We start from the raw sequence: 20959 nt of genomic DNA, 5'->3' as shown, positions 1-20959 counted from the left end.
CGTGACTTCGGAACCGGGAGACCCCCGGGCGGCCAGGACCCGGGCCAAACTGCGCCGGGCCCTCCTCGACGAGTGCGCCGAACGCCCGCTCGCCGAGGTCGCCATCGCCACCCTCGTACGACGGGCCGGCGTCGGCCGCGCCACCTTCTACGTCCACTACGGCGACCTGGAGGCCCTCGCCGTCGACGCCTGCGCCGACGTGGTCCGCGACGCGGTGGACGCCCTGCACGCCTGGCGGGGCGTGCCCGACCCCGCGTCCCCGCCACCCGCGCTGCTCGGCTTCCTCGCCGAACTCGCCCCGCACGCGGGCCTCTACCGGGCCCTGCTGCGCCCGGGAGGCGGTGGTCCGCTCGGCCTGGTCCTCCACGAGGACCTGCGGGCCCGCAGCTTCCACGAGCGCAGTCTGGCCGGGGCCCCCGAGCCCGAGCTGATCGCATCGGCCGTGGCCGCGACCTTCGCCGGGGTGCTCGCCGACTGGCTGCACGGCCTGGTCGAGGGCGACTCCGACCGGATCGCCCGCCAGATCTGGCGGCTCCTCGTCACCCTCCACCGCACGCCGTTGGGGTAGCCGGATCCCCTGGACGCGGTGGGGGGCGGGAGTCTGCGCTCCCGCCCCCCAGGGTGCGCCGGGGGCGGCCTCGCGCCCCCGGCGGTACGACGGCTACTTCAGGTACGGGCCCGCGGCGCCGATCTTGCCGGGGCCGTTCAGGACGTACACCCGCAGGTTGCCCTTGCCGGGTGCGCCGACCGTGAGCGTGCCGTTGGTGACGGTCTTCACGTCACCGGTGACGGCGTCGGTGTAGGTGCCGTTCGGGATGCCCGTGTACGTGGCACCGCCCGAGATCGTGACGAGCGCGAAGCTGTCCGTCCCGCCGGCGGTGTAGCGGCGCTTGAACGCCATGCCGCCCGAGATGCCCTCCGTGGAGTACTGCCCCATCTGGAGGGCGGGGATCGCCCGGCGGATCTGGTTGAGCCGCTGGACGTGCTTCACCAGGGGCTGTTCGAGCGTGGTGGCGACCGCTCCGGAGGCCGAGGAGACCTGGGAGAAGTCGGAGGCCGTGACGGAGCCGGCGACATGGGCGCCGAAGTACGCGCGGCCGGTCGTGGCCAGCGGGCAGGTGGGCCCGCAGTCGATCTTCTTGCCGGCCTGGAACTCGATCTCGGAGCCGTAGTAGAGCGTCGGGATGCCGCGGAAGGTCCACATCAGGGACATGTTCTCGGCCCAGGCGTCGGTGCCGCCCGTGTACCGCTCGCTCGATTTGTTGGGACCGTAGTCGTGGCTGTCGACGTAGACGACGTTGTAGGTGGCGTCGTTGTAACTGTCGTCCGAATCCTTGCCGTTGTAGAAGGCGTTGGACGCGTCGCCGAAGTTCATGTGCATGCGCATGTCGATGACGTTCATGCCCGAGAAGCGGCTGTGGTCGGGGGTGTGGTAGCTGTTCCCGTTCAGGAAGGCGTTGGTGGAGGTGGGCTGGCTGCCGGTGCCCTGCTGCTGCTCGTAGTCGTACATCTCCAGGGCGGCCTTGGTGTCGTCGGCGTCGTACTCCTTGCGCTCCTTCCAGGTGAAGAACTGAGCCGAGTGGTTCACCGAGCCGCGGTTCCACTTGTCGTTCACGAAGGCCGCGACCTCGCCGAAGACGAAGAAGTTCTTCGCGGCCTCGGCGCCGTGGCTCTGTGTCACCCGCTCCTGGATGGCGGGCAGGAAGCGGCGGTTCCAGGTGGTGCGCGGGATGTGTACGGCGGTGTCCACGCGGAAGCCGTCGACACCCATGTCGATGTACTTGTTGTACGCGCCGATCAGGTAGTTCTGGACGGTCGGGTTCTCGGTGTTGAAGTCGGCGAGGTCCTCGTGCAGCCAGCACGAACGGGAGTCCTCACCCTCCCAGTTGCCGATCCAGCACTGGTGGAAGAGTGCCTTCGGGAACATCCCGGACGTCGGGCTCGGCCACTGGCAGTTGTAGACGGTGTAGCCCTCGGCGCTCTTGCCGCCGGTGGGCCTGCCCCAGTTGAGACAGGTGTTGCCGGTCGGCTCGGCCGTCGACCACAGGTCGCCGTTGTAGTACGACTTGCCGGTCTTCGCGTCGATCGTCAGGCCGTCGTACTCGAAACCGGGCTGCTTCTCGTCGTAGTACCAGCTCCACTGGCTGTCCCGCACGCCGTACACGGTCGGCGTGAACAGGCCCTTGGCGCCCCAGCGCGAGGAGTGGTTGTAGACGACGTCCTGGTAGATCTTCATGCCCTTGGCGTGGGCGGCGTCGATCAGGTCCTGGTAGGAGGCGCCGGCCGACTCCAGACGCGGGTCGACCTTGTAGAAGTCGTAGCCGTGGTAGCCGTGGTAGTCGTAGTCCGACCGGTTGAGGACGACCGGGGTGACCCAGATCGCCGAGAAGCCGAGGCCCTTGACGTAGTCCAGCTTCTGGACGAGGCCCTTGAAGTCGCCCCGGAACATGGGGTCGTCGTTGGCCGCGTTGCCCGACTTGGTGTGCTGGCTGCCGCCGCGGTTGTTCGACGGGTCGCCGTCGTAGAAGCGGGCGGTGAGGACGAAGTAGATCGGGTCCTTGCGCGGGTCGGTGCCGAGCGGCTTGCCGGTGGCGGGGTTCGCCGGCTTGTCCCCTGTGGTGGCGGTCGCGGTCGCCGAGGCGGGGGAGACGTTGCCCGCGGCGTCCACGGCCTTCACCGTGTAGGTGTACGCGGTCCGCTCGGCGAGGCCCGTGTCGGAGAAGACGGTGGAACCGACATCGGTCACGACCGTCCCGGCGGCGCCGCCGACCCGGGTGACCTGGTACTTCGTCACACCCTTGTTGTCGGTGGCGGGGTCCCAGGTGAGCAGCACCGAGACGCCGTCGGCGGCGGCGGTCAGCTTCGTGGGGGCGGTGGGGGCCTGGGTGTCGGGCACCTCGGCGGCGCAGGGGTCGGCGGCGTTCGCCGTCACCGCGTTGTTCCGTACGGTGCTGACGCCGGTGCCGACGGTGTAGTCGGCGCCGCCGTTGTTGTCCCAGGTGCCGTTGCCGTTGTTGAAGGCGGCCTTGACGGAGGTGGCCGTTCCGAGGTCGACCTCCCGCTTCCACCAGCCGGCGCAGGCGGTCTGCATGCCGACGCCGGGGGCCGTGGTCCAGGCTCCGCCCGCGGGCTGGTAGTGGATGTTGGCCGTCGTCCAGCCGAGCGCCTCGGTCGAGTAGTAGACGGTGGCCCTGGCGCCGGGCGTCGGGGTCGGGTCGGGTTCGGTGCCGGCGCAGGGGTCCGAGTGGGCGATCACCCCGTCCTTGACGGTGACGGCGCCGGTGCCCAGGGCGTAGTTCTTGCCCCCGTTGTTGTCCCAGGTGCCGCTGCCGTTGTTGAAGGTGGCCTGAAGTCCCGTGGCCGCGCCGAGGCTGACGGTCTTCTTCACCCAGTCCGTGCAGGCGGTCTCCATGGTCACGCCGGGGACGGTGGTCCAGGAACCGCCGTCCGGCGCCCAATGGAGCTTGTACTGCGACCAGTTCCTGGTCTTCGTCCAGTAGAAGACCGTCGCCGTGTTCTCGGCGGCGGCCGCGACCGGGGCGGTGCGCGGTGCGGTGAGCGTGCCGGACTCGCCGGACGGTGCGGTCACCAGGCCGAGGACGCCGGCGGCGACGCCCAGGGCGGCCAACGGCCTCAGTGGCAGCCGTCGGTGCGGGGGCGTCATCCGGCGGGCTGGGGAGGGCCTGCGGGTGGGTGTCATCCGAATCTCCAGACAGAACCGCGCGTCACCGGGCAGACCTCTGCCCCGGCGGGAGGCGAAGCCTTCTGGAAACGCTGTCGGAAACTTGCAGCAACATCTTGCGTGGCCGGAACGTATCGCTGCGCGACTGCCGCGTAAAGAGGTTCGACAGAAGTACGGACGTGCGGACGTGTGGAAAAGTGGTCGTCCCCGTGGCTCGCGCCGCCCGCCGAGGAAGGCATCGAATGAGGCTCCCCACCCCGCTCTACGTGTTCAACGAAGGGCTGGCGTTCCTCCTGGAGTTGGCGGCGCTCGCCCTGCTCGCGTGGTGGGGCTGGGAGAGCGCCGAGGCCTGGGCTCCGCGCCTCCTGCTCGCCGTCGCCGCGCCTGCGGCGGCAGCGGTCCTGTGGGGACTCTTCGCCGCACCGAAGGCCCGGGTACGCCTGCCGGTGGTGGGTGTTCTGGCGGTGAAGGCGCTGGTGTTCGGCGCCGCCGCGGCCGCGCTCCACGGGCTGGGGCGGCACGGCGGGGCGGTCGCCTTCGCCGTCGTGGCCGTGGTCGACACCGCCGTGGCGACGGTGGACCGCCGGGCCCGCGCGGCGGTCCCGAACGGTCGGTGACGCTCCCTCAGGGGCGCGGCCAGGGGCGCCCCTCCAGGCGCTCGATGTCCCGGTTGAAGCGTTCGAGGAAGCTCGCGAAGCGGGCCACGTCCTCGGGCGACCAGTGCTCCATGACCCGGTCGAGGCCCTCGACGTTCGAGGTCCGGTCGGCCTCCAGCCGCCGCTCGCCCTCCTCGGTGATGCGGAACTTGCGGGCGATCCCGCCGTCCGGGTCGGGGATGCGCTCCACGACACCGGCGCGCAGCATCGCCGCGGTCTGCCGGTTGAGGGTGGAGGCGTCGAGCCCGAAGGCCTCGCTGAGCTGCCCGATGGACATCGGCCCGTGCATCCGGATGCGGCTCAGCAGGACGTACGCGCTGCGGTCGAGGTGACCGCCGGCGGCCCGGGAGCGGGGCGCGTACAGATGGGCGTGCCGGCCGAGCAGCATGGTCTCGAATTCGACCAGGTGGAGGGGTTTGTCCTCGGGCTTGTCCATGGGGCCATTGTCTCTCGTCGCGATCATATGTGCATCGTGCATAGTTTGTGCATGAGGCCATCAGTGTGCATGATGCATATCGACCTGTGGTGGACGACACCACGGACGATCTAGGGAGAACACGTGGACGGCTCCAAGCCCGACGCCCGACCCGGAGGCGTCGTCGGCGTCCTCGCGCTCGCGGGCATCGTGGCCGCACTCATGCAGACCCTGGTGGTGCCGCTCATCGGCGACCTCCCGAAGCTGCTCGACACCACCCCGTCCAACGCCTCCTGGGTGATCACCGCCACCCTGCTCGCGGGCGCCGTCGCCACCCCCGTCGCCGGCCGGCTCGGCGACACCCTCGGCAAGCGGCGGGTCCTCCTCGCCTCCGTCATCCCGCTCGTCGCCGGCTCGGTGGTCTGCGCGCTCGCCTCCTCCGTCGTCCCGATGATCGTCGGACGCGGCCTCCAGGGCCTCGGCATGGGCGTCGTACCGCTCGGCATCAGTCTGCTGCGCGACATCCTCCCGCCCGAGAGGCTGGGCGGCTCCATCGCCCTGATGAGCGCCTCCATGGGCGTCGGAGGCGCCCTCGGCCTGCCCTTCTCCGCCGCCGTCGCCGAGAACGCCAGCTGGCGCGTCCTCTTCTGGGTCGCCGCCGGACTCAGCCTCGTGGTGGGCTTCCTGATCTGGCGGGTCGCCCCCGCCGGACGCCGTGCCGCCGCCCCGGGCCGCTTCGACCTGCCGGGAGCCCTCGGCCTCGGAGTCGGGCTCGTCGCCCTGCTGCTCGCCGTCTCCAAGGGCGCCGGCTGGGGCTGGGGCAGCGCCACCACCCTCGGCCTCCTCGCCCTCGCGCTCGTCGTCCTGCTCGCCTGGGGCCGCTGGGAGCTGCGGACCCGTGACCCCCTCGTCGACCTGCGGGTCACCGCCCGGCCGGTCGTCCTGATGACCAACATGGCGTCGGTCCTCGTCGGATTCGCGATGTACGCGCAGTCCCTCGTCGTCCCCCAGCTGTTCCAGCTGCCCGAGGCCACCGGCTACGGACTCGGCCAGTCGATGATGGCCATGGGCCTCTGGATGGCCCCGGCCGGCCTGATGATGATGGTCCTGGCACCCCTCGGCGCCAAGCTCTCGGCCGCCCGCGGCCCCAAGGTCACGCTCTCCCTCGGCGCCCTGGTCATCGCCGTCGGATACGGCTCCTCGCTCGCCCTGATGGGCTCCACCTGGGGCCTGCTCGTCGTGACCCTCATCTGCAACACCGGTGTCGGACTCGCCTACGGGGCCATGCCGGCCCTCATCATGGGCGCGGTCCCGCAGGAGGAGACCGCCTCGGCCAACAGCTTCAACACCCTGATGCGGTCCATCGGCACATCCGTCTCCGCCGCCGTGATCGGAGTCGTCCTCGCCCAGATGACCACGACCCTGGGCGGCCACGCACTGCCGTCCGAGGACGGCTTCCGCGTCGCCATGCTCATCGGCTGCGGGGTCGGCCTGGTCGCCGCCGTCGTCGCCGCCCTGATCCCCGCCCGACCCGCCGCGCCGGCCCCGGCCGAGGCGCCCGGTTCCGGTGCCGAGCCGGGGACCACGCCGCGCGCGGCCTCGGAGGCCACCGCCTGAGGCGAGCGAGCCTCCGACGGGCCCCTTGGGCCCGGCGCCCCTGGACCCTCGGCCCGGGGGCGCCGGGCCCAGCCTTCGCCGGCGCTGACACCGGCCCGCTTGCGGGTACGCGGCGGCAGCGCGCGGCCAGGGCAGCCGGCCGCCGCCGGGCCACCCACCGCCGGGCCACCCACCGCCGGCCGGCGCGGGGACGCGGGAGCGACCCGAGCCGCCCTCGCCCCGCAGCCTTCAGTCCTTCCGCCCCTCCGTCGCCTCCAGCGCGAAGAGCGCCCCCTCCGGGTCCCGCACCACCACCGCGCGGCGTCCCTCGATGTCGTCCGGGCCCCGCACACCGCCCCAGTCCCCGCCGGGCACGATCGAGCCGCCGTGGGACTCGGCCGCCGCCGCTGCCGCCTCCGGGTCGGGCACCCGGAACCGCACCAGCCACCGCGGACGCAGCTGCGGCCGGGGCGAACCGGCATCGACCGGCCCGCTGTTCAGCCGGGCGACCGCCTCGCCGTCGCGCCGCAGCACCACCTTGTCCTGCTCGTAGGACACCTCGAAGCTGCCGGGCTTCCCGTCCGCCCAGCGGAACACCTCCCCGTAGAACACGGCCGCCTCGAAGGCGTCGCGCGTGTGCAGCTCCAGCCAGGCGGGCGCCGATCGCTCGCCGATGTGCAGACGGGTCTCCAGCCGCCCCTCCCACACGCCGAACGCCGCGCCCTCCCGGTCGGCGGCGAGCGCCGCGCGGCCCTGGGGAGGGTAGGCGACCGGCCCGACGCCGACGGTGCCGCCGCGCTCCCGGATCCGCGCCACCGCCGCATCGGCGTCGTCCACGGCGAAGAAGGCGGTCCAGGCCACCTGCACGGACAGCTCGGCCGCCACCGCGGCGATCCCGGCCACCGGCGCGTCGCCCAGCTGGGCCACCGCGTACTCGCGCTCGTCACCGCCCCGCCGGAACGTCCAGCCCAGCACGGCCCCGTAGAAGAGCTCCGCCGCGTCGAGATCCCGCGCCGTGAGACTCAGCCAGCACGGCGCTCCCACCGCCTCACCGGTCGTCGGCCCCGACACCGGCACCACCTCCATGTCGTCCTGCTCGCTGCAAGCGTCGTGCGCCTTTTCCCCACTCCACCGCCCCCCATGCGCGCACTCACCCGAGTGCCGCCGATCACCACACGTCCGGGTGCGCAGGTCCCGGGGACATCGTCCGATCCGGAGGCGCGCCCAGCGCCTCCACGGGGCGGACCCGCGGACCCCGCGCGGGAGTCAGCGCGCCGCGCGGGCCGCCTACGCGCGCATGTCGGCGTCGTCGGTCTCGGAACATCGGAGTGGGGCCTTTCACCGGAGCAGGTAGGGGCATGTTGACGGTGACCGCGCCGGTGGGACAGCGAGCGGCGCACGGGCCGCAGTACCAGCACTCGTCCACGTGCATGTACGCCTTGCCGTCCTCCTGGCGGATCGCGAGCGAGTCCAGCGGACACATGTCGACGCAGAGGGTGCACCCGTCGATGCACTTCGACTCGTCGATGGTCACGGGCACGTCGGCACGCTGGGGGACCAGAGGCATGGCTGTCTCCAGGAAAGGGCTCGGCAGAGCGGGGAGGGGGTCAGAGGGAGCGGCGCAGGACGCCGCCCATGGTGATGCGGTCGCCGCGGAACCGGATGAACTCCAGGTCCACCGGTCGTCCGTCGGGCAGACAGGTCAGCCGCTCCAGCATCAGGACGGCGGCTCCGCGCGGGGCCTGGAGCACGGCGGCGGAGTGCGCGTCGGCGTTGACGGCCTCCAGAGTGATCTCGGCGTGCCCCAGCGGGCCGCCGGTCAGCTGCTCCAGGAGCCGGAACACATCCGTGTTCTCCAGGTCGCAGCCGAGGAGTTCACTCCCGATGTCCATCGGGAGATACGACAGGTCGAGGGAGAGCGGCAGCCCGTTGAGACGCCGCAGCCGCTCGATGCAGAGCACGTCGGTGTGCTCCGGCAGCCCGAGCCGGTGGGCCACCGGTCCCGGCGCGGCGACCGGCCCGACGGTCCGGACCTCGTTGGTGACCCGCCCGTGCTCACGCAGGGTCTCGGCGAGCCCCTGGAGCCGGTCCAGGCCGTGCGGATACTTCTCGCACACCACCACCGTGCCGACCCCGGGCTGCCGTTCGACGAGCTGCTCACCGCGCAGCAGGTCGAGGGCCTGCCGTACGGTGTTCCGGCTGGCCCGGTAGTCGGCCGCGATCTCGTCCTCGAGAGGCAGGATCCCGCCCGGGAAGCCACCCGCCAGGATCTGGTGGCGCAGCAGGTCGGCGAGCTGCCGTGCCCGGTCCGCGCGCAGCCGCAGACGGCGGGCGGCGGCGACGGGGCGGGCGGCGGAAGCGGGTTCGGCGGGCATGGGAAGGAACGTAGCGGCGGGGTGCCCCTGTTGGTGTTGCGGCAGCATTGCGCCACCTGACACATCGTACGCACGGCTCTGACCTGCGGAGACGCCGGGCAGGTGCGGAGATCCGCCACCCCGCCGCCCACCACGTGGACGAAAGACCGCCCACGATGAGGGAAGGGCGGGTCGGCCCGAGCATCGCCCCGTACGCGGAGGGCCGGCAGCCCGTGCCTGCCCCCCCCGTACGGGAAGGGCCGGTCGGCCCGCGCCTCGACCCGTACGGGAAGGGCCGGTCGGCCCGCGCCTCGACCCGTACGGGAAGCCTCAGCCGGCCCGCGTCTCGACCTGGACGTGGAGGGCGACGGAGAGGTGATGGTGAAGGGCGCCGAGGACCGGCTCGCCGGGAGGGAACAGTCCGGCGGCGAGCTTCCAGTAACGGTGGATCACGGGCCCGTCGCTCCTGGCGAGCAGCGGGAGGAGCCCGCGCCGGAAGTCCGGGGAGTCCACCTCCCCGCGCGCGAGCGCGTAGGCGGCGACGAAACAGTCCAACGCCCCGCCGCCCTGCGGCGCGCGCCCGGCCCGTACCTCCGCCGCGGCCAGCCCGTACGCCTCCGCCAGACCGTCGTACAGCACCGCCGGACGGTACTCCCCGTCCGGCAACGGCGGCGCCGGGCGCGACCCCGGACGGTCCACGCGCGGATCGGTCACCAGCGCGTGCAACCGGGCGAAGCCGAGCACCTGCGCGGGGCCGGGCTCCTCCGGCAGAGGGGGCACCACCGAGTCGAGGACCGCGGACACCACGCGCTTCGGCAGCCGAACCGGCAGGATCCGACGCCAGAACCGGGCGAGCGCCGCCGTGTCGGGCGGCACGGACACCGCGCCGATCAGACGCAGCCGCTCGGCCCGCTCCCCGGCCGGACAGTCCTGGAGCAGCCGCAGCGAGGCCTCGCGCCAGCGCAGCACGGCCAGCCGGGAACCCAGCTCCCGCAGTTGCCCGGCGACGACCTCCTCCAGGACCTCGTCCCCCGCGAGCACCCGCTCCACCTCGGGAACGGGCAGGTCGAGCACCCGCAGGGAGCGGATCAGCCGGAGCCGGTCCAAGGCCTCGGGCCCGTACCGGCGATGTCCGCCGGAGCTGCGCCCCGCCTCGGGCAGCAGCCCCCGGTCCGAGTAGTACCGCACGGTCTTCACCGTGGCGCCCGCCCGCTCGGCGAGCTCCCCGATGCTCCACAGCCCGTCGGACACCACGGTGTGAGCCCCCTTCCGTCGTCCGGCTCCCTATTGAATCTCCCGCAGGGGGAGTTCCTAGCGTGAGGGCCGGACAGTCCCAGGAGTCGCAAGGAGACGATCATGGCCGTGTTCGTGCTGGTGCCGGGCCCCTTCACCGGTGGCTGGGTGTGGGAGGAGACCGTGTCCCGGCTGCGGGCGGCGGGCTCGGAGGCGTACCCGGTGACCCTGACGGGGATGTCGGGGGCGTACGCGGAGCCCCTGACGGGGACGGGGGACCGGCAGAGGGGCGTGGCGCGACCCGCCGTCGATCTGGAGACGCACATCGAGGACCTGGTGCGGCTGATCGACCGGATCGGCGCACCCCGGGTCGTGCTCGTGGGGCACGGGTACGGTCTCCACCCCGTCCTGGGCGCCGCCGACCGGCGCCCCGAGCGCGTCGCCCGGATCGTCTCCCTGGACACGGGGCTGCCCGAGGACGGCGAGCCGGCGGTGCGGTCCGTACCGGACCCGGAGGTACGGGCACGGATCGCGGACAGGGCCGAGGTGGTGGGCGGAGGCGACACGGCCGACGGGACCGACGGACGGGTGCCGCCGCCTGGGCCGGGCCGCTGGTCCCGCTGGGGCAGCACCGAGGGAGTCCCCGCCGAAGCGCTGGAACGGCTGGAGCGCCTCGCGACACCCCAGCCGGCGGGCACCCTCACCCAGCCGCTGAGGCTGACCGGCGCGGCCGCCGCACTGCCGACCACCGGCATCCTGTGCACCGCCGGCGGGGCCGGCATCGACGTGGTGGAGATGCTGGTGGCAGTGGGGCCGCCGCAGTTACGGGCACTCGCCGACGACCGGATGCGCTTCCTGGAACTCGGCACCGGCCACTGGCCGATGCTCTCCGCTCCCGGGGAGCTGGCGGAGGTGCTGCGCCGGGCGGCCGCGGGGGAGGGCCACCGGGTGGTCGCGCCCGAGCGCGCCGACGAGCGGCCGACGCATCTCCTGCCCTTCCTCCTGGACGTACCCGAGGTGCCACGCGAACGGCGGGGACGAGTCGACTTCCACCTGCCGGACGCGGACGGACCCAGGCCCGCCGTCGTCTTCGTGCACGGCGGCCCGGTCGCCCCCGACCAGCGGCCGACCCCACGGGACACCTCCTTCCTCCTCGGATACGGGCGGTACGCGGCGAGCCTCGGCGCGGTCGGCGTGACCCTCGACCACCGGCTCCACGGCCTCGCCGACTACCCCCTGGCCGCCGACGACCTCGCCGAGGCCGTCGCACTCGTCCGCGCCGACCCTCGGGTCGACGGGGAGCGGATCGCGCTCTGGTTCTTCTCCGCGGGCGGGCTGCTCGCCGCGGACTGGCTCGCCGCACCCCCGCCGTGGCTGCGGTGCCTCGCGGCGACCTACCCCGTCCTGGCGCCGCCGCCCGGCTGGGGGACGGTGGAGTCCCGCTTCCGGCCGGCCGACGCGGTGGGTACGGCGGACGGGCCGCCGATCGTCCTGACCCGGGCCGGACGTGAGCACCCGGCCTTCGCCGCGACGGTCGAGGAGTTCCTGACCGCCGCTGCGGCCGGGAACGGGGCCGACATCGAGATAGTCGACGTTCCGCACGGCCACCACAGCTTCGAGCTGGTCGACCCCACCGAAGAGTCCCGTGCGGCCGTGGAGCGGGCGATGCGATCCGTCCTCGGACATCTGCGGTGATCCGTATCGCCGAGACAGGTCGATCGTGCGGACGCCCACCGCTGACATAGGGTCCCGGCATGGTCGAACGCGTGATCCCCGAAGGCAGCCGACGGCGGCGCCGCCCCACCAAACAGGGCGCCGTCCTCTCGGAACGCCTGATCGTCGAGACCGCCCTGCGACTGGTCGAGGAGCACGGCGCGGAAGCCCTCTCGGTACGCCGGCTCGGCGCCGCGCTCGGCGCGGACCCCACCGCCCTCTACCGCTACTTCCGCAACACCGACGCGCTGCTCCTCGCCCTCGCCGACGAACTCATCGGCCGCGCCCAGGACGGCTGGACCGCCACCGGCGACTGGCACGCCGACCTCCGCGCGATGGGCCACCGGATCCACGCCCGCTACCTGGCCCACCCGCAGGCCGCCCTCCTCGCGGCCCATCGCACCACGGGGCGCTCCCACGAGACCCGGGCCGTCGAACGCATCCTCGGCGTCCTGCGCACCGCGGGCTTCCCGGACGCCCTCGCGGTGCGGATCTACCACGCCTTCGTCGACCAGGCCCTCGCCTTCGCCGCCCAGGACGCCGCCGCGCTCGCCCTGCCGGCGGCCGCGAGGGTGGGGGAGGCGGAGGTCTGGCACGCGGTGTACGGCAAACTGCCGCCCGACACCCATCCCCACATCGCCGCGACGTTCCCGCTGCTCGCCGCGGACATGCGCGACAGCGGCTACCCCTTCGCCCTGGAACTCCTGCTGGTCGGGGCGGCGACACTCCACCCGGACGGGACCCCTACGCCTGCTCGGCCCGCACCGCCGGCACCCGCACCCGCGTCGACCGCGCAGCCGACCGCTGAGCCCGGCGCCTGCCCCGTCCCCGATCCCGGCTCACGATCCGACGGCCAGGGCGCGCTCAAGGGATCAGTCCTCCAGCGACCTCTCGAACAGGCCTAGAACCAAGGGCGGGTGTCCTGCGAGGGCAGCGGACGCAGTTTCGGCCAGCACACGAGCAGGCGGTCGGCCAGGGCGGAGCTGAGACGGCCGAAGGCATGCAGACGATCGTGGTCGCGGGTCATGTCGGCCACCACACCCAGGCGGTGGACGAGTCGCTCACGGGCGGAGACGGGACCCCACTCGAAGTCCTCGGTGGGCACCCGGGCGAGATGGTCGACCGTCCCGCGATGGGCCCGCTCGACGAGCGCGTCGCCCTGGATCAGCCAGCCCGCGCACGCGTCGGCGAGGTCACCCGGCACATCCGTCCCGGTGAGGCCGCGCCAGGTGCTCCGGTAGACGTCCTCGACCTCCGCGAGCGGGGCCGCGGAGACCGACAGGGCGCACCAGCAGGTGGGGAAGCCGATGCGGAAGTAGGCGAGTTCGACCAGGCCGTTGCCGAGCGAGGCCCGCTCGAAGTCGACGAAGCGGACGCCGTCGGCGGTGCGCAGATCATTGCCGGGGCACGGGTCGCCGTGCAGCAGCGCATGGTGCCGGGTGGGATCCAACCGCTCCAGGAGACCGGCGAGTTCATGCGAAACCGAGAACGGTACGGGCACCTCGAGCGCCCTGGCCAGGGTGAGGAAGGACTCCGCGTCGGAGGCCGTGGGCCCCGACAGGACCGGCAGCGCGCCCGCGTCGGCCGGCTCGGTCAGGGCGTGCAGCCGGGCGAGGGACTCGGCGTACCCCGGCATCCAGTCGTCCTTCTTGCCGAGGTCGTCCACGTATTCGAGGACCATCACCCGCGAGGACGGGTCCGTGGCAAGCACCTCGGGGGCCACGGCGGGCCCGGAGGCCCGCCCCGCCAGGCGCAGCCCGGCGAGCTCCCGCGCGAAGCGCGTGTCCGCGTCGGCGCCCGCGTCCCCGACGTCGGTGATCTGCTTGACGATCACCGGCCGTCCGTCGGCCGGCGTCACCCGCCACACCCGGGACCGCGGACTGCTGTCCAGGAGTGTGGCCTGCTCAGGAGTACCCACGGCGGCACGAAGCGCCTCATTGAACGGAACACGGTTCGGCATGCCGACGAGCGTATCCGCACCTTCGCACGAGTGAGCGAGCGCCCCGACCCCGCCTCGTACCTCCCGGTGTCGAGCGGCTCGGCCTGGGCGACGGGGTAGCCGACCCTCGCGAAGTGGGCGGCCATCGGAACGTTGGTCTGATCGGTCCCGGCCACGACGCGGACCACCACCTCGGCGGAGAGCATGTGCGCGGCCTCGACGCGAGATCCCCCGTCAGCGCGGCCAGGTGGAACAGGACGAGGCCGTGCGGGTGCAGTCCGCCCACGCGTGGCCCTTGTGGGTGTCGTCGTACGCGTCGATCACGACTTCGGTGATGCCGCCGGAGACCCAGCTGCCGTCGAGAGAGATGTCGCCGTACGAGTTCCACCACCCCGTCGACTGCGCGCACAGCTGACCGGTCTCGAAGGAGTCGACCATCGTGCCGCCCTGCCAGGCCTCGACGGTGAAGTGGGCGCACTCGTGCGGGGCGATGTAGAACTTGACCGAGGTCAGGGTGACCGAGCGGATGTACCAGGAGATCCCGCCCATCGCCTTGGCCCCCGTCGCGCCCGTCCCGCCGCCGTGGACGGACGCGGCGGCGAAACTGCCGGGGGCCGCGTGCGCCGTCGAGCCGATCCCGAGGAGGGAGGTCAGGACCAGGCCGATCGTGAATCCCGCCCGCAGCAACCGTCGTCCCGGCATCGGCCTCGGGGTCGCGCAGGCCGACGCAGTCGAAGGCCCAGAAGACGTCCGAGTAGACGAACGTGCCCGTCATCCACGGCTCGTGGGCGGACAGCCGGGCGACCTGAAACGCGGCTTCGGGGATACGCAGGGACGGCGAACGGAAGCCCACCGGGCCGGCGCCCTCGAAGCCGCGCGTGCCGTAGTAGTGCGGGGAACCCTCCAGGAACACCAACGGCACGCCCCGACGGTCGGCCGCGTCGAGGGCATGGGCGACGAGCCGGGTACCGATGCCCTGGCGCTGGAACTCCGGGACCACGCCCAGCGGTGACAGCGACAGGACGTCCACGACCCGTCGCGGAGCGTCCAACCGCGTCGCGCTCAGCAGGACATGTCCGACGACCCGGTCGTCGACGACGGCGACGAAGGACAACGGCGCCAGCGCGGCCTCCGCACCGCGAAGTGCCTCCACGAGCCCGGGAACCCGCTCGCCGTCACCGAAGGCGCGCGTATGCACCTCGCGCACATCTCGGTGATCGTCGGCGGTCTCTTGCCGGATCACCGGCCCGGCACCACCGGGAGCGGTCCGAGAGCCTTCAGGTGCCTCGTGTGACGTCATGGCCGGAAGGGTAGATCGCGGGGCGGCCCATGCGCGAAGGCAATGACGCACCCGGTGATGACCCGCAAGGGATGAGTACGCGTACTCGAGCGGCGACCGTGACGCGGTGACGTCGGCCCGCTCCGCGGATGGCGGCACCGCGGCGTGGCCCCACGCCCCACTTCCCCGGCTCCCGACGCCACCCACGCCAGGCGCCGCTGGCGGGGCCGGCCAGGCCTGCCCCGCCAGGGCGGCAGACCCGGAACGGGCCGACCGGGATCACGCGCCCCGCGTCTGACCAGCGAAAACGCCGCTCTCACGTGCGGTACGACACCAGCGACTCAGGCCTTCTCACCTTCGCCGCGGGGCTCTGGGCGCCGCAGGACAGGCGCGCCGCCTCCGGAGCCGGCTCTCCCGCCACCGCGATGTCGATCGGTGTGGAGCATTCCAGGATGCCCGAACCGTCGGTGGTCCAGCCGATCGCGCGGCCCGCCGCCCGCTTGCCGCCGCAGGTGTACTGGAAGTCGCCGGTGATCTGCCGAACCCAGGCGTACTCCACGTAGGTTCCGGCGTCGCTGACGGTGGTCGTGTTCGAGACGAGCTCGGGTGCGGGCCTGCGGACGTCCGCGAACCCGTAGCCGTCACCGTCGGTCGCGTTCGTTTCCCCGATGTGGTCGCCGAGCGAGCTGAGCGTGGCGTCCGGGTCGGCCCGTGGGCCCTTCTCGAACGTGACGGCGGTAGCCGGTGTACGGAGCGGCGACAGCCTGTTCGTGAGCGGACCGCCTCCCTTGCCGATCCTCTGCTTCTGACCGACGCCGGTCAGCACGTCCCGCCGGTCGATGTCGAACCATGTGTACGAGCCGCCGCGGCATGCCGTGTCGACGGTGTGCCGGGCGACGTCGGCCGCCCCGGCGCCGTCGGTGGTGCAGGCGACCGTCCCTGTGAGCAGCGCGGCAACGGTGCACGCGGAAAGGCGGATGCGTCCGAACCTCATGTGGTGTCCCCCTGGTACCTCGGGCCATTGGTCGATGGCGCAGCCCACCTTGCCGTCGACGGATTGTTCGGACAAGGGACTTGAGGTACTTCTGAGCTCGGTCGGAAACGCCTGGTCGGGAGAGGAAGGAGCGGTCGGTGCCGCAGCGGTGCTCGGCCCGGAGTCCAGTCCGGGCGGGGAAAGGAGGCCCCTGAGAGGGGCTACTGATCCTGTGACAGGCCTGTGACAGGCCTGTGACCGGCAGGGTGACTTCCGCCATGGACGGGTGGGCCCGGTCCTGATCGACTGTTCGAATGCGCCTCACCCGCCTCACCCGCCCCGCCGTCGTCGTCGCCGGGCTCCTCCTGTGCACCTCTTGTGGAACCGAACAGCAGGGAGCCGGCGGCGGTGAGGCCACAGCGCCGCCGGTGTGCGGGCCCGGCGCGCACACCCCCGCGCGTGACGCCGCCGTACCGGACGTATCCGCCTCACCCGCCCAGGACGGTGTCACGGTCATCGGTACCGGCGGCGGAGGAAGCGGCGCTTCCGCCCGCCCCTGTGCGTCGTACTCCGTCACCAGCCAGGAGACCGAGCCCTTCACGTACGTCGTCACGTTCGGGTTCCTGTCGGAGACGGGCCAGGCGCTCACGAACGTGGAGGAGACACTGCGGGCCGTCGCTCCGGGGAAGACCGTCCGGCGTACCGTCACCGCCGTCGGCATCCCTTCGGACGCGGGCGGCAAGGTGCGGGTGAAGGTCGTGCGGGTGCGGAGCTTCCCGACCTCCGAGGCCCCGAGCGAGGGCGGCGCCTGTCCGCCCGCGGGCGTGCGCGTGTACGCGGACGACGGCGACGCCGCGATGGGGCTGCGCGTCGTCGGTCTCCATCTGGAGAACTGCGGGACCCGGCCGTACCCGCTGCACGGCTACCCCCGCGTCGAGATCCGCGACGAGGAGCGCGACCTTGTCGGGGGCGTGTCGATCGTCCGGGGCGGCGATGCCGTCGCCGGGAGCACCGGGGCCGACGGGCCGCCGGAGCGGCTCGTGCTGAAGCCGGGCGAGCGCGCCCACGCCGGTCTGGTGTGGCGCAACACCGTCGAGGCCGGAGACGGCGACCCCGTGAACGCCCCCTACGCGCGCGTGTGGGCGAAGCCGGGCGCCGCTCCTGTCACGGTGGTCCCCGAGTTCGACATCGGCACGACGGGGAAGCTCGGCGTCGGCCCTTGGAAGAAGGACGATCCGCGCTGATCCACGCCTGCCCGATCCGACGGGCTCCGTTCCGGGGAATCCTCGTCACGGGTGCGAGAAGACACCGACCATCCTGGTGTCCGGGTTGCTGCTCATTCCGACGATCGCGCCCCCGTCGGCGCGGTTGGCCCGCGCGTGCGTGCCCGCGTACCCCTCGTCGGTGAGGAAGATCCCGAGGGCCGCGACCCAGTCGTCGACGGTTCCCGTCACCGGGTCGTACACCGGCTCGGGCCGTGGCACGACCCGCTCCTGCGCCACGTAGCCGCCGCGTTCGACGGCGATGCCCAGCGCCTTGTCCCACGCGGCGTCAGCGCTCTCCCAGCCGACGAACGTGTCCAGTCCGCCGTATCCGGCGCCCGGCTTGAGGATCAGCCGCTCCCTCCGCTCCCGGCAGAGGTCGACGAGATCGGAGGGACCGCCGGGCCCGCGGAGCGCGCGGCTCCACGGCAGGACGCGGTCGACCAGGGCCCGCTCGTCGGCGTCGAACGAACCGCTCCAGCGGGGGTCGGTGAGCAGCGCGAGGGCGCTCTTGTTCGCGTAGAAGCCGCTCTCCAGCGAGGTGAACAGCACCGTCCTGCCCGCCGCATGCGCCCGGAAGAACGGCTCCGCCACGTCCGGACCCACCGGGTCCTCGAACAGCTGGCTCGCCGCGAAGTTCCGCAACACCAGATCGAGCGGGGTGCCGTCCAGGGTGAGTTTGCCGTCGGGCCGGGTCCGTACGTCGCCGATCTCACCGATCCGCACGTCGAGGCCCTGCTCGGCCATCGCCTCCACGGTGGCCCGCATCAGCCGTCCGTACGGGGCGACTCCGCCGCGCCCCTCGATCAGCCCGACGACCGGCTCTCCCCCACCGGACAGTGCGGGCTCGGCCCGGTCGCGCAGGACGGCGGCCGTCCGCGCGGCGATGTCCACATGGCCGAGCCGGTGCACGCGCGCGAAGTCGGCGAATTCCGGCACCCGCAGCAGCCCTCGGTTGAACACGGCCATGTCGAGGCCACCGACCTCACTCCCGAGATTGAACTCCAGGAGCTTGTACGAGGAGCCGTCGTGGTACGCGTCGGCCCGGCCGAACTTTGCGGGGACTCCGGAACCGCCCCGGCGGAGGAGCTCCACGAGCGCCGGTCCGATCCCGACCTCCGACGCGTAACGGTCGAGGTCACCGTCGAAGAGCCGCTGCGGCAGTGAAACGAGCAGGTCGAACAGACCCTCCAGGTCCCGCGCGAAGGCGGCCGTCTCCGGGGCCCGTACGAACCAGGGCCGGGGCAGCAGGTGCGGGCGCCAGGCCGCCTCGAACGCCGGGGGCAACTCGGCCCGGGCCACGGCATCGGCGAGTCCGCCGCCGTCGCGCAGGCACTCGTCCACGTAGGTCCGGCTCAGCTCGGTCATCGGCTCCGCTCGCTTCACTGAAGGGATTCGGGTACGTGTTCGGAAAGGCGAGCAGACTACCGCCCGGCCCCTCGGCGCACCGGTGAACCCGGCACTCCGCATACGTGCGGACGGCTGCATACGGCTGCGGACGGCTGAGGGGGTTGCGCCCAGTGGGGCGAGTGGGTCGGGCCGATGACGCGGGCCCGGCGAGGCCCGAGGCGTTAGCGAAACGTGAGCGATACGTGAGTGGCGGAAGGGAAAGTGACGGACGAGCAGGTCCGACCGCCGCACAGACCGGACCCGGGGCGGGCCGTGGGGGCCCGCCCCGGGTCCACCCCCCCGCAGTGCCCCGAGATCCCGCTCCCGCCGTGCCCCAAGGCCGCCCCGTTGCCCCGCCCCGGGACCCGCTCGCGCCGTGCCTAACTCGTGGCCGCCACCACCGTGGCGGCCGTGACCGCGAGCATCGCGGCCTGCATGTCGCGGATCGCCCGGCGTACGCCCTCGGCGGCCCACTGGCCGGCCGTGAGCTCCTCCAGGCGCGGTACGAGTTCGTCGCGCGGTACGTCGGGGAAGGCCAGACGGTGCAGCTTGGCGCCGTGGATCAGCGCGAGGAGACCCGTGGTGCGGGCGTGGTGGGTGGGGCCGTCGCGGAGCACCGTGTGCAGACGGGTCCGCAGCTCGCGCTCGGCGGAGCCGTCCGCCTCCGGGTAGCGGGTGACGGGGAAGAGGCCCAGCACCCTGTGCTGCTCCTCGCGCACCAGACCGCGCTCGCAGAGGCTCTCGACCGTGGCCTTCACGGCCTTGGTGTGGTCCTTCGTCAGCCAGTCGGTGACCTTCGGCGCCCGGCCCTTCTTGGCGCACCAGGTGTCGAGCTGCCGCAGCCGCTCGTCGAGCAGCGGTATCTCGGTGGGCGTCGCGTCCGTCACGCGGATGCGCCCGTCGTCGACCGACACGCGCCCCGCGAGCACGAGATCGAGCAGCATGCCGCCGGAGACGGCCCATGCGGCGGACTGCCGTTCCTTCGCCGCCCCGGACTCGTCGTCCAGCGACAGCAGCATGATCTCCTCCGCGAGCGTGACCGCCACCCGTACCCCTTGCCTTTCGTAAGTGAGCGTCCTCCGCGCCCCGGACGTCCGACCGTCCATGGGCGCATCCGTACAGCTGTCCCTGCGTGGGCGGACATGCTCGCACACGTCCGTCCGGTGCCCTTCGCCCCTGGGGACGACGGGTGTACCTCGGCGGTTCCCCCGGTGCGGGGCGCCGTCGTCCTTCGTGACCTGGGCCGTTCCCCGCGACCTGAGGGCTCGGCCCGGTGGTCTGCCGCGCCGGCGTCCTCGCTCACGCCCTCCGCCCGGCGGAAGTGAGAGGAGGGGGCAGGCGAGGGGCCCGTGCGCTCGGCCGCGCTTTGGTCTGGACCGCCGGGGGTGGGGGCGTCAAGCTCTCGGTATGGACTTGGAGTTGAGGCACCTCAAGACGATCCGGGCCATCGCGGACGCGGGGAGCCTCACGCGTGCGGCGACCGCGCTCGGGCTCGCGCAGCCGGCGCTGAGCGCTCAGCTCAAGCGGATCGAGCGGGCTCTGGGCGGGGCGCTGTTCGAGCGGGGACGGGAGGGCGTCCGGGCCACGGCGCTCGGGGACCTCGTGCTCGACCGGGCCCGGGTGGTGCTGCCCGCCGTCTGCGAGTTGCAGGAGGAGGCGGTGCGGTTCGCCCGCGAGGGCGCGGAGGGCTATCGGCTCGGTGGTACGCACGGCCCGCTGCTCGGGGGCCTGGTCGACCGCATCGCGCGCACCGACCCGGGGGCCTCGGTGAGCACGTACATCTCGTGGTCGGAGCGTGAGATCGCCGGCGGGGTCGCCGACGGGCGGCTCGACTTCGCCCTGGTCGGCGTCTGCGGGGAGAGCGGCCCGCCCGAGGCGGGACGGCTGGCGTGGACGGAGGTGGCCCGGGACCCGGTGTACGTGATGCTGGCCGCCGACCATCCGCTGGCGCCGCGCACCGAGATCGACCTGGCCGAACTGGCGGCGGAGGCCTGGACCGACGTGCCCGGCGACGGCTGCTTCGGCGACTGTTTCGCGGCCGCCTGCGTACGGGCGGGGTTCACTCCCGCCTGTGTGTACGAGACGGACACCGCCTCCTGTGTGCACCTGGTGCAGGTGGGCCGGGCCGTCGGGCTGTGCCGGGCCACCTTCCCCGTCACCCCGGGTCTCGTCACCCGTCCCCTCGCCGGTGCTCCGCTCATGTGGCGCCACCTGCTCGGCTGGCATCCCGAGGGGCGTGCGGCGGGCCGGTCCGCCGCGGTCCTGGGGCACACCCGGGCCGCCCACGCCGAGGCGCTGGCGACCAGCGCGGGCCGGATGCCCGCTCCTTCGGCCGGGGAGGGCGGCCGCGGCGACGCGTCCCTCGTGCCGCCGGCGGGGGCGCCCCCGGCATGACCCATAACGCCATGGCAGGGGCCGGCCGACAGCTGCCGCCCCCTCGTCGCGATGCCTACGGTTCCAGCAGATCC

The 20959-nt window shown here is 73.0% G+C and carries 17 protein-coding genes and 3 pseudogenes; 8 read left to right on the top strand and 12 right to left on the bottom strand.

From position 1 onward, the window contains the following. Window position 1: 1 nt before the first annotated feature. Window positions 2-568 carry a TetR/AcrR family transcriptional regulator gene (locus ACH4MY_RS12185; RefSeq protein ID WP_398001230.1) on the top strand — a complete coding sequence of 189 codons (567 nt, stop codon included), beginning with the start codon at window positions 2-4 and terminating at the stop codon, window positions 566-568. 93 nt (window positions 569-661) lie between these two features. Here ACH4MY_RS12185 and ACH4MY_RS12180 read toward each other — a convergent pair whose 3' ends face one another. Next, complete coding sequence (locus tag ACH4MY_RS12180) at window positions 662-3664, bottom strand: carbohydrate binding domain-containing protein (RefSeq protein WP_398001672.1); 3003 nt, start codon at window positions 3662-3664, stop codon at window positions 662-664. Between the two features lie 260 nt (window positions 3665-3924). On the opposite strand from ACH4MY_RS12180, the gene ACH4MY_RS12175 reads away from it, so the two are divergent. Beyond that, complete coding sequence (locus ACH4MY_RS12175; protein ID WP_398001228.1) at window positions 3925-4299, top strand: YrdB family protein; 375 nt, start codon at window positions 3925-3927, stop codon at window positions 4297-4299. 7 nt (window positions 4300-4306) lie between these two features. On the opposite strand, the gene ACH4MY_RS12170 is transcribed toward ACH4MY_RS12175, so the two are convergent. After that, the gene (locus ACH4MY_RS12170; protein ID WP_398001226.1) at window positions 4307-4774 is read right to left on the bottom strand and encodes a MarR family winged helix-turn-helix transcriptional regulator; all 468 of its coding nucleotides are present in this window, start codon (window positions 4772-4774) and stop codon (window positions 4307-4309) included. 123 nt (window positions 4775-4897) lie between these two features. On the opposite strand from ACH4MY_RS12170, the gene ACH4MY_RS12165 reads away from it, so the two are divergent. Continuing rightward, window positions 4898-6370, top strand: coding sequence for an MFS transporter (locus ACH4MY_RS12165; RefSeq protein WP_398001223.1), 1473 nt, complete (start codon window positions 4898-4900; stop codon window positions 6368-6370). 228 nt (window positions 6371-6598) lie between these two features. On the opposite strand, the gene ACH4MY_RS12160 is transcribed toward ACH4MY_RS12165, so the two are convergent. From ACH4MY_RS12160 to ACH4MY_RS12145, 4 genes and pseudogenes are all read right to left on the bottom strand, one after another. Further along, complete coding sequence (locus ACH4MY_RS12160; RefSeq protein WP_398001220.1) at window positions 6599-7435, bottom strand: VOC family protein; 837 nt, start codon at window positions 7433-7435, stop codon at window positions 6599-6601. Window positions 7436-7687: 252 nt separating this feature from the next. Further along, window positions 7688-7916 (bottom strand): annotated as a pseudogene (locus ACH4MY_RS12155) (indolepyruvate ferredoxin oxidoreductase subunit alpha). Between the two features lie 40 nt (window positions 7917-7956). Next, complete coding sequence (locus ACH4MY_RS12150; protein ID WP_398001217.1) at window positions 7957-8724, bottom strand: GntR family transcriptional regulator; 768 nt, start codon at window positions 8722-8724, stop codon at window positions 7957-7959. A gap of 309 nt (window positions 8725-9033) precedes the next feature. Further along, window positions 9034-9957, bottom strand: coding sequence for a MerR family transcriptional regulator (locus ACH4MY_RS12145; RefSeq protein ID WP_398001215.1), 924 nt, complete (start codon window positions 9955-9957; stop codon window positions 9034-9036). Between the two features lie 102 nt (window positions 9958-10059). Here ACH4MY_RS12145 and ACH4MY_RS12140 point away from each other — a divergent pair, with 102 nt between their 5' ends. Further along, window positions 10060-11631: an alpha/beta fold hydrolase gene (locus ACH4MY_RS12140; RefSeq protein WP_398001213.1), complete on the top strand. Its 1572-nt coding sequence runs from the start codon at window positions 10060-10062 to the stop codon at window positions 11629-11631. A gap of 59 nt (window positions 11632-11690) precedes the next feature. Next, window positions 11691-12383: pseudogene (locus ACH4MY_RS12135) on the top strand (TetR/AcrR family transcriptional regulator); the annotation flags it as partial. Window positions 12384-12550: 167 nt separating this feature from the next. Here the strand turns inward: ACH4MY_RS12135 and ACH4MY_RS12130 are convergent. Both ACH4MY_RS12130 and ACH4MY_RS12125 read right to left on the bottom strand, forming a co-directional pair. Then, window positions 12551-13609: a phosphotransferase gene (locus ACH4MY_RS12130; RefSeq protein ID WP_398001211.1), complete on the bottom strand. Its 1059-nt coding sequence runs from the start codon at window positions 13607-13609 to the stop codon at window positions 12551-12553. 213 nt (window positions 13610-13822) lie between these two features. Next, on the bottom strand, window positions 13823-14290 hold the full coding sequence (locus ACH4MY_RS12125) for a hypothetical protein (protein ID WP_398001695.1): 468 nt from the start codon (window positions 14288-14290) through the stop codon (window positions 13823-13825). An 82-nt stretch (window positions 14291-14372) separates the two neighbouring features. On the opposite strand from ACH4MY_RS12125, the gene ACH4MY_RS12120 reads away from it, so the two are divergent. After that, window positions 14373-14600: a hypothetical protein gene (locus ACH4MY_RS12120; protein WP_398001692.1), complete on the top strand. Its 228-nt coding sequence runs from the start codon at window positions 14373-14375 to the stop codon at window positions 14598-14600. On the opposite strand, the pseudogene ACH4MY_RS12115 reads toward ACH4MY_RS12120, so the two are convergent. Both ACH4MY_RS12115 and ACH4MY_RS12110 read right to left on the bottom strand, forming a co-directional pair. Beyond that, window positions 14514-14888: pseudogene (locus ACH4MY_RS12115) on the bottom strand (GNAT family N-acetyltransferase); the annotation flags it as partial. The gene ACH4MY_RS12120 and the pseudogene ACH4MY_RS12115 sit on opposite strands and share 87 nt — an antisense overlap. 295 nt (window positions 14889-15183) lie before the next feature. Next, window positions 15184-15861: a hypothetical protein gene (locus tag ACH4MY_RS12110; protein WP_398001208.1), complete on the bottom strand. Its 678-nt coding sequence runs from the start codon at window positions 15859-15861 to the stop codon at window positions 15184-15186. 293 nt (window positions 15862-16154) lie between these two features. Between ACH4MY_RS12110 and ACH4MY_RS12105 the strand changes: the two genes are divergently transcribed. Beyond that, on the top strand, window positions 16155-17084 hold the full coding sequence (locus ACH4MY_RS12105; protein WP_398001206.1) for a DUF4232 domain-containing protein: 930 nt from the start codon (window positions 16155-16157) through the stop codon (window positions 17082-17084). A 45-nt stretch (window positions 17085-17129) separates the two neighbouring features. On the opposite strand, the gene ACH4MY_RS12100 is transcribed toward ACH4MY_RS12105, so the two are convergent. Both ACH4MY_RS12100 and ACH4MY_RS12095 read right to left on the bottom strand, forming a co-directional pair. Next, window positions 17130-18470 (bottom strand): hypothetical protein, encoded by a 1341-nt coding sequence (locus tag ACH4MY_RS12100; protein ID WP_398001203.1) that lies wholly within the window; start codon window positions 18468-18470, stop codon window positions 17130-17132. Between the two features lie 401 nt (window positions 18471-18871). Then, window positions 18872-19537, bottom strand: coding sequence for a GPP34 family phosphoprotein (locus ACH4MY_RS12095; RefSeq protein WP_398001200.1), 666 nt, complete (start codon window positions 19535-19537; stop codon window positions 18872-18874). A gap of 361 nt (window positions 19538-19898) precedes the next feature. Here ACH4MY_RS12095 and ACH4MY_RS12090 point away from each other — a divergent pair, with 361 nt between their 5' ends. After that, window positions 19899-20885, top strand: a complete 987-nt coding sequence (locus ACH4MY_RS12090; RefSeq protein ID WP_398001197.1) for a LysR family transcriptional regulator — start codon at window positions 19899-19901, stop codon at window positions 20883-20885. The last annotated feature ends 74 nt before the right edge of the window (window positions 20886-20959 follow it).

Source organism: Streptomyces sp. NPDC017246 (genome assembly GCF_044331325.1).
In the GTDB taxonomy this organism is placed as follows: Bacteria; Actinomycetota; Actinomycetes; order Streptomycetales; family Streptomycetaceae; genus Streptomyces.
Note: the sequence above shows the minus strand (reverse complement) of the source record. Positions and strands in the feature narration are given on the sequence as shown.

Coding starts and splice junctions, on each gene's coding strand:
- ACH4MY_RS12110 (WP_398001208.1), bottom strand. CDS start 15,861: ATGAGGTTCGGACGCATCCGCCTTTCCGCGTGCACCGTTGCCGCGCTG.
- ACH4MY_RS12180 (WP_398001672.1), bottom strand. CDS start 3,664: ATGACGCCCCCGCACCGACGGCTGCCACTGAGGCCGTTGGCCGCCCTG.
- ACH4MY_RS12175 (WP_398001228.1), top strand. CDS start 3,925: ATGAGGCTCCCCACCCCGCTCTACGTGTTCAACGAAGGGCTGGCGTTC.
- ACH4MY_RS12125 (WP_398001695.1), bottom strand. CDS start 14,290: ATGCCGGGACGACGGTTGCTGCGGGCGGGATTCACGATCGGCCTGGTC.
- ACH4MY_RS12130 (WP_398001211.1), bottom strand. CDS start 13,609: ATGCCGAACCGTGTTCCGTTCAATGAGGCGCTTCGTGCCGCCGTGGGT.
- ACH4MY_RS12160 (WP_398001220.1), bottom strand. CDS start 7,435: ATGGAGGTGGTGCCGGTGTCGGGGCCGACGACCGGTGAGGCGGTGGGA.
- ACH4MY_RS12100 (WP_398001203.1), bottom strand. CDS start 18,470: ATGACCGAGCTGAGCCGGACCTACGTGGACGAGTGCCTGCGCGACGGC.
- ACH4MY_RS12140 (WP_398001213.1), top strand. CDS start 10,060: ATGGCCGTGTTCGTGCTGGTGCCGGGCCCCTTCACCGGTGGCTGGGTG.
- ACH4MY_RS12105 (WP_398001206.1), top strand. CDS start 16,155: ATGCGCCTCACCCGCCTCACCCGCCCCGCCGTCGTCGTCGCCGGGCTC.
- ACH4MY_RS12170 (WP_398001226.1), bottom strand. CDS start 4,774: ATGGACAAGCCCGAGGACAAACCCCTCCACCTGGTCGAATTCGAGACC.
- ACH4MY_RS12150 (WP_398001217.1), bottom strand. CDS start 8,724: ATGCCCGCCGAACCCGCTTCCGCCGCCCGCCCCGTCGCCGCCGCCCGC.
- ACH4MY_RS12090 (WP_398001197.1), top strand. CDS start 19,899: ATGGACTTGGAGTTGAGGCACCTCAAGACGATCCGGGCCATCGCGGAC.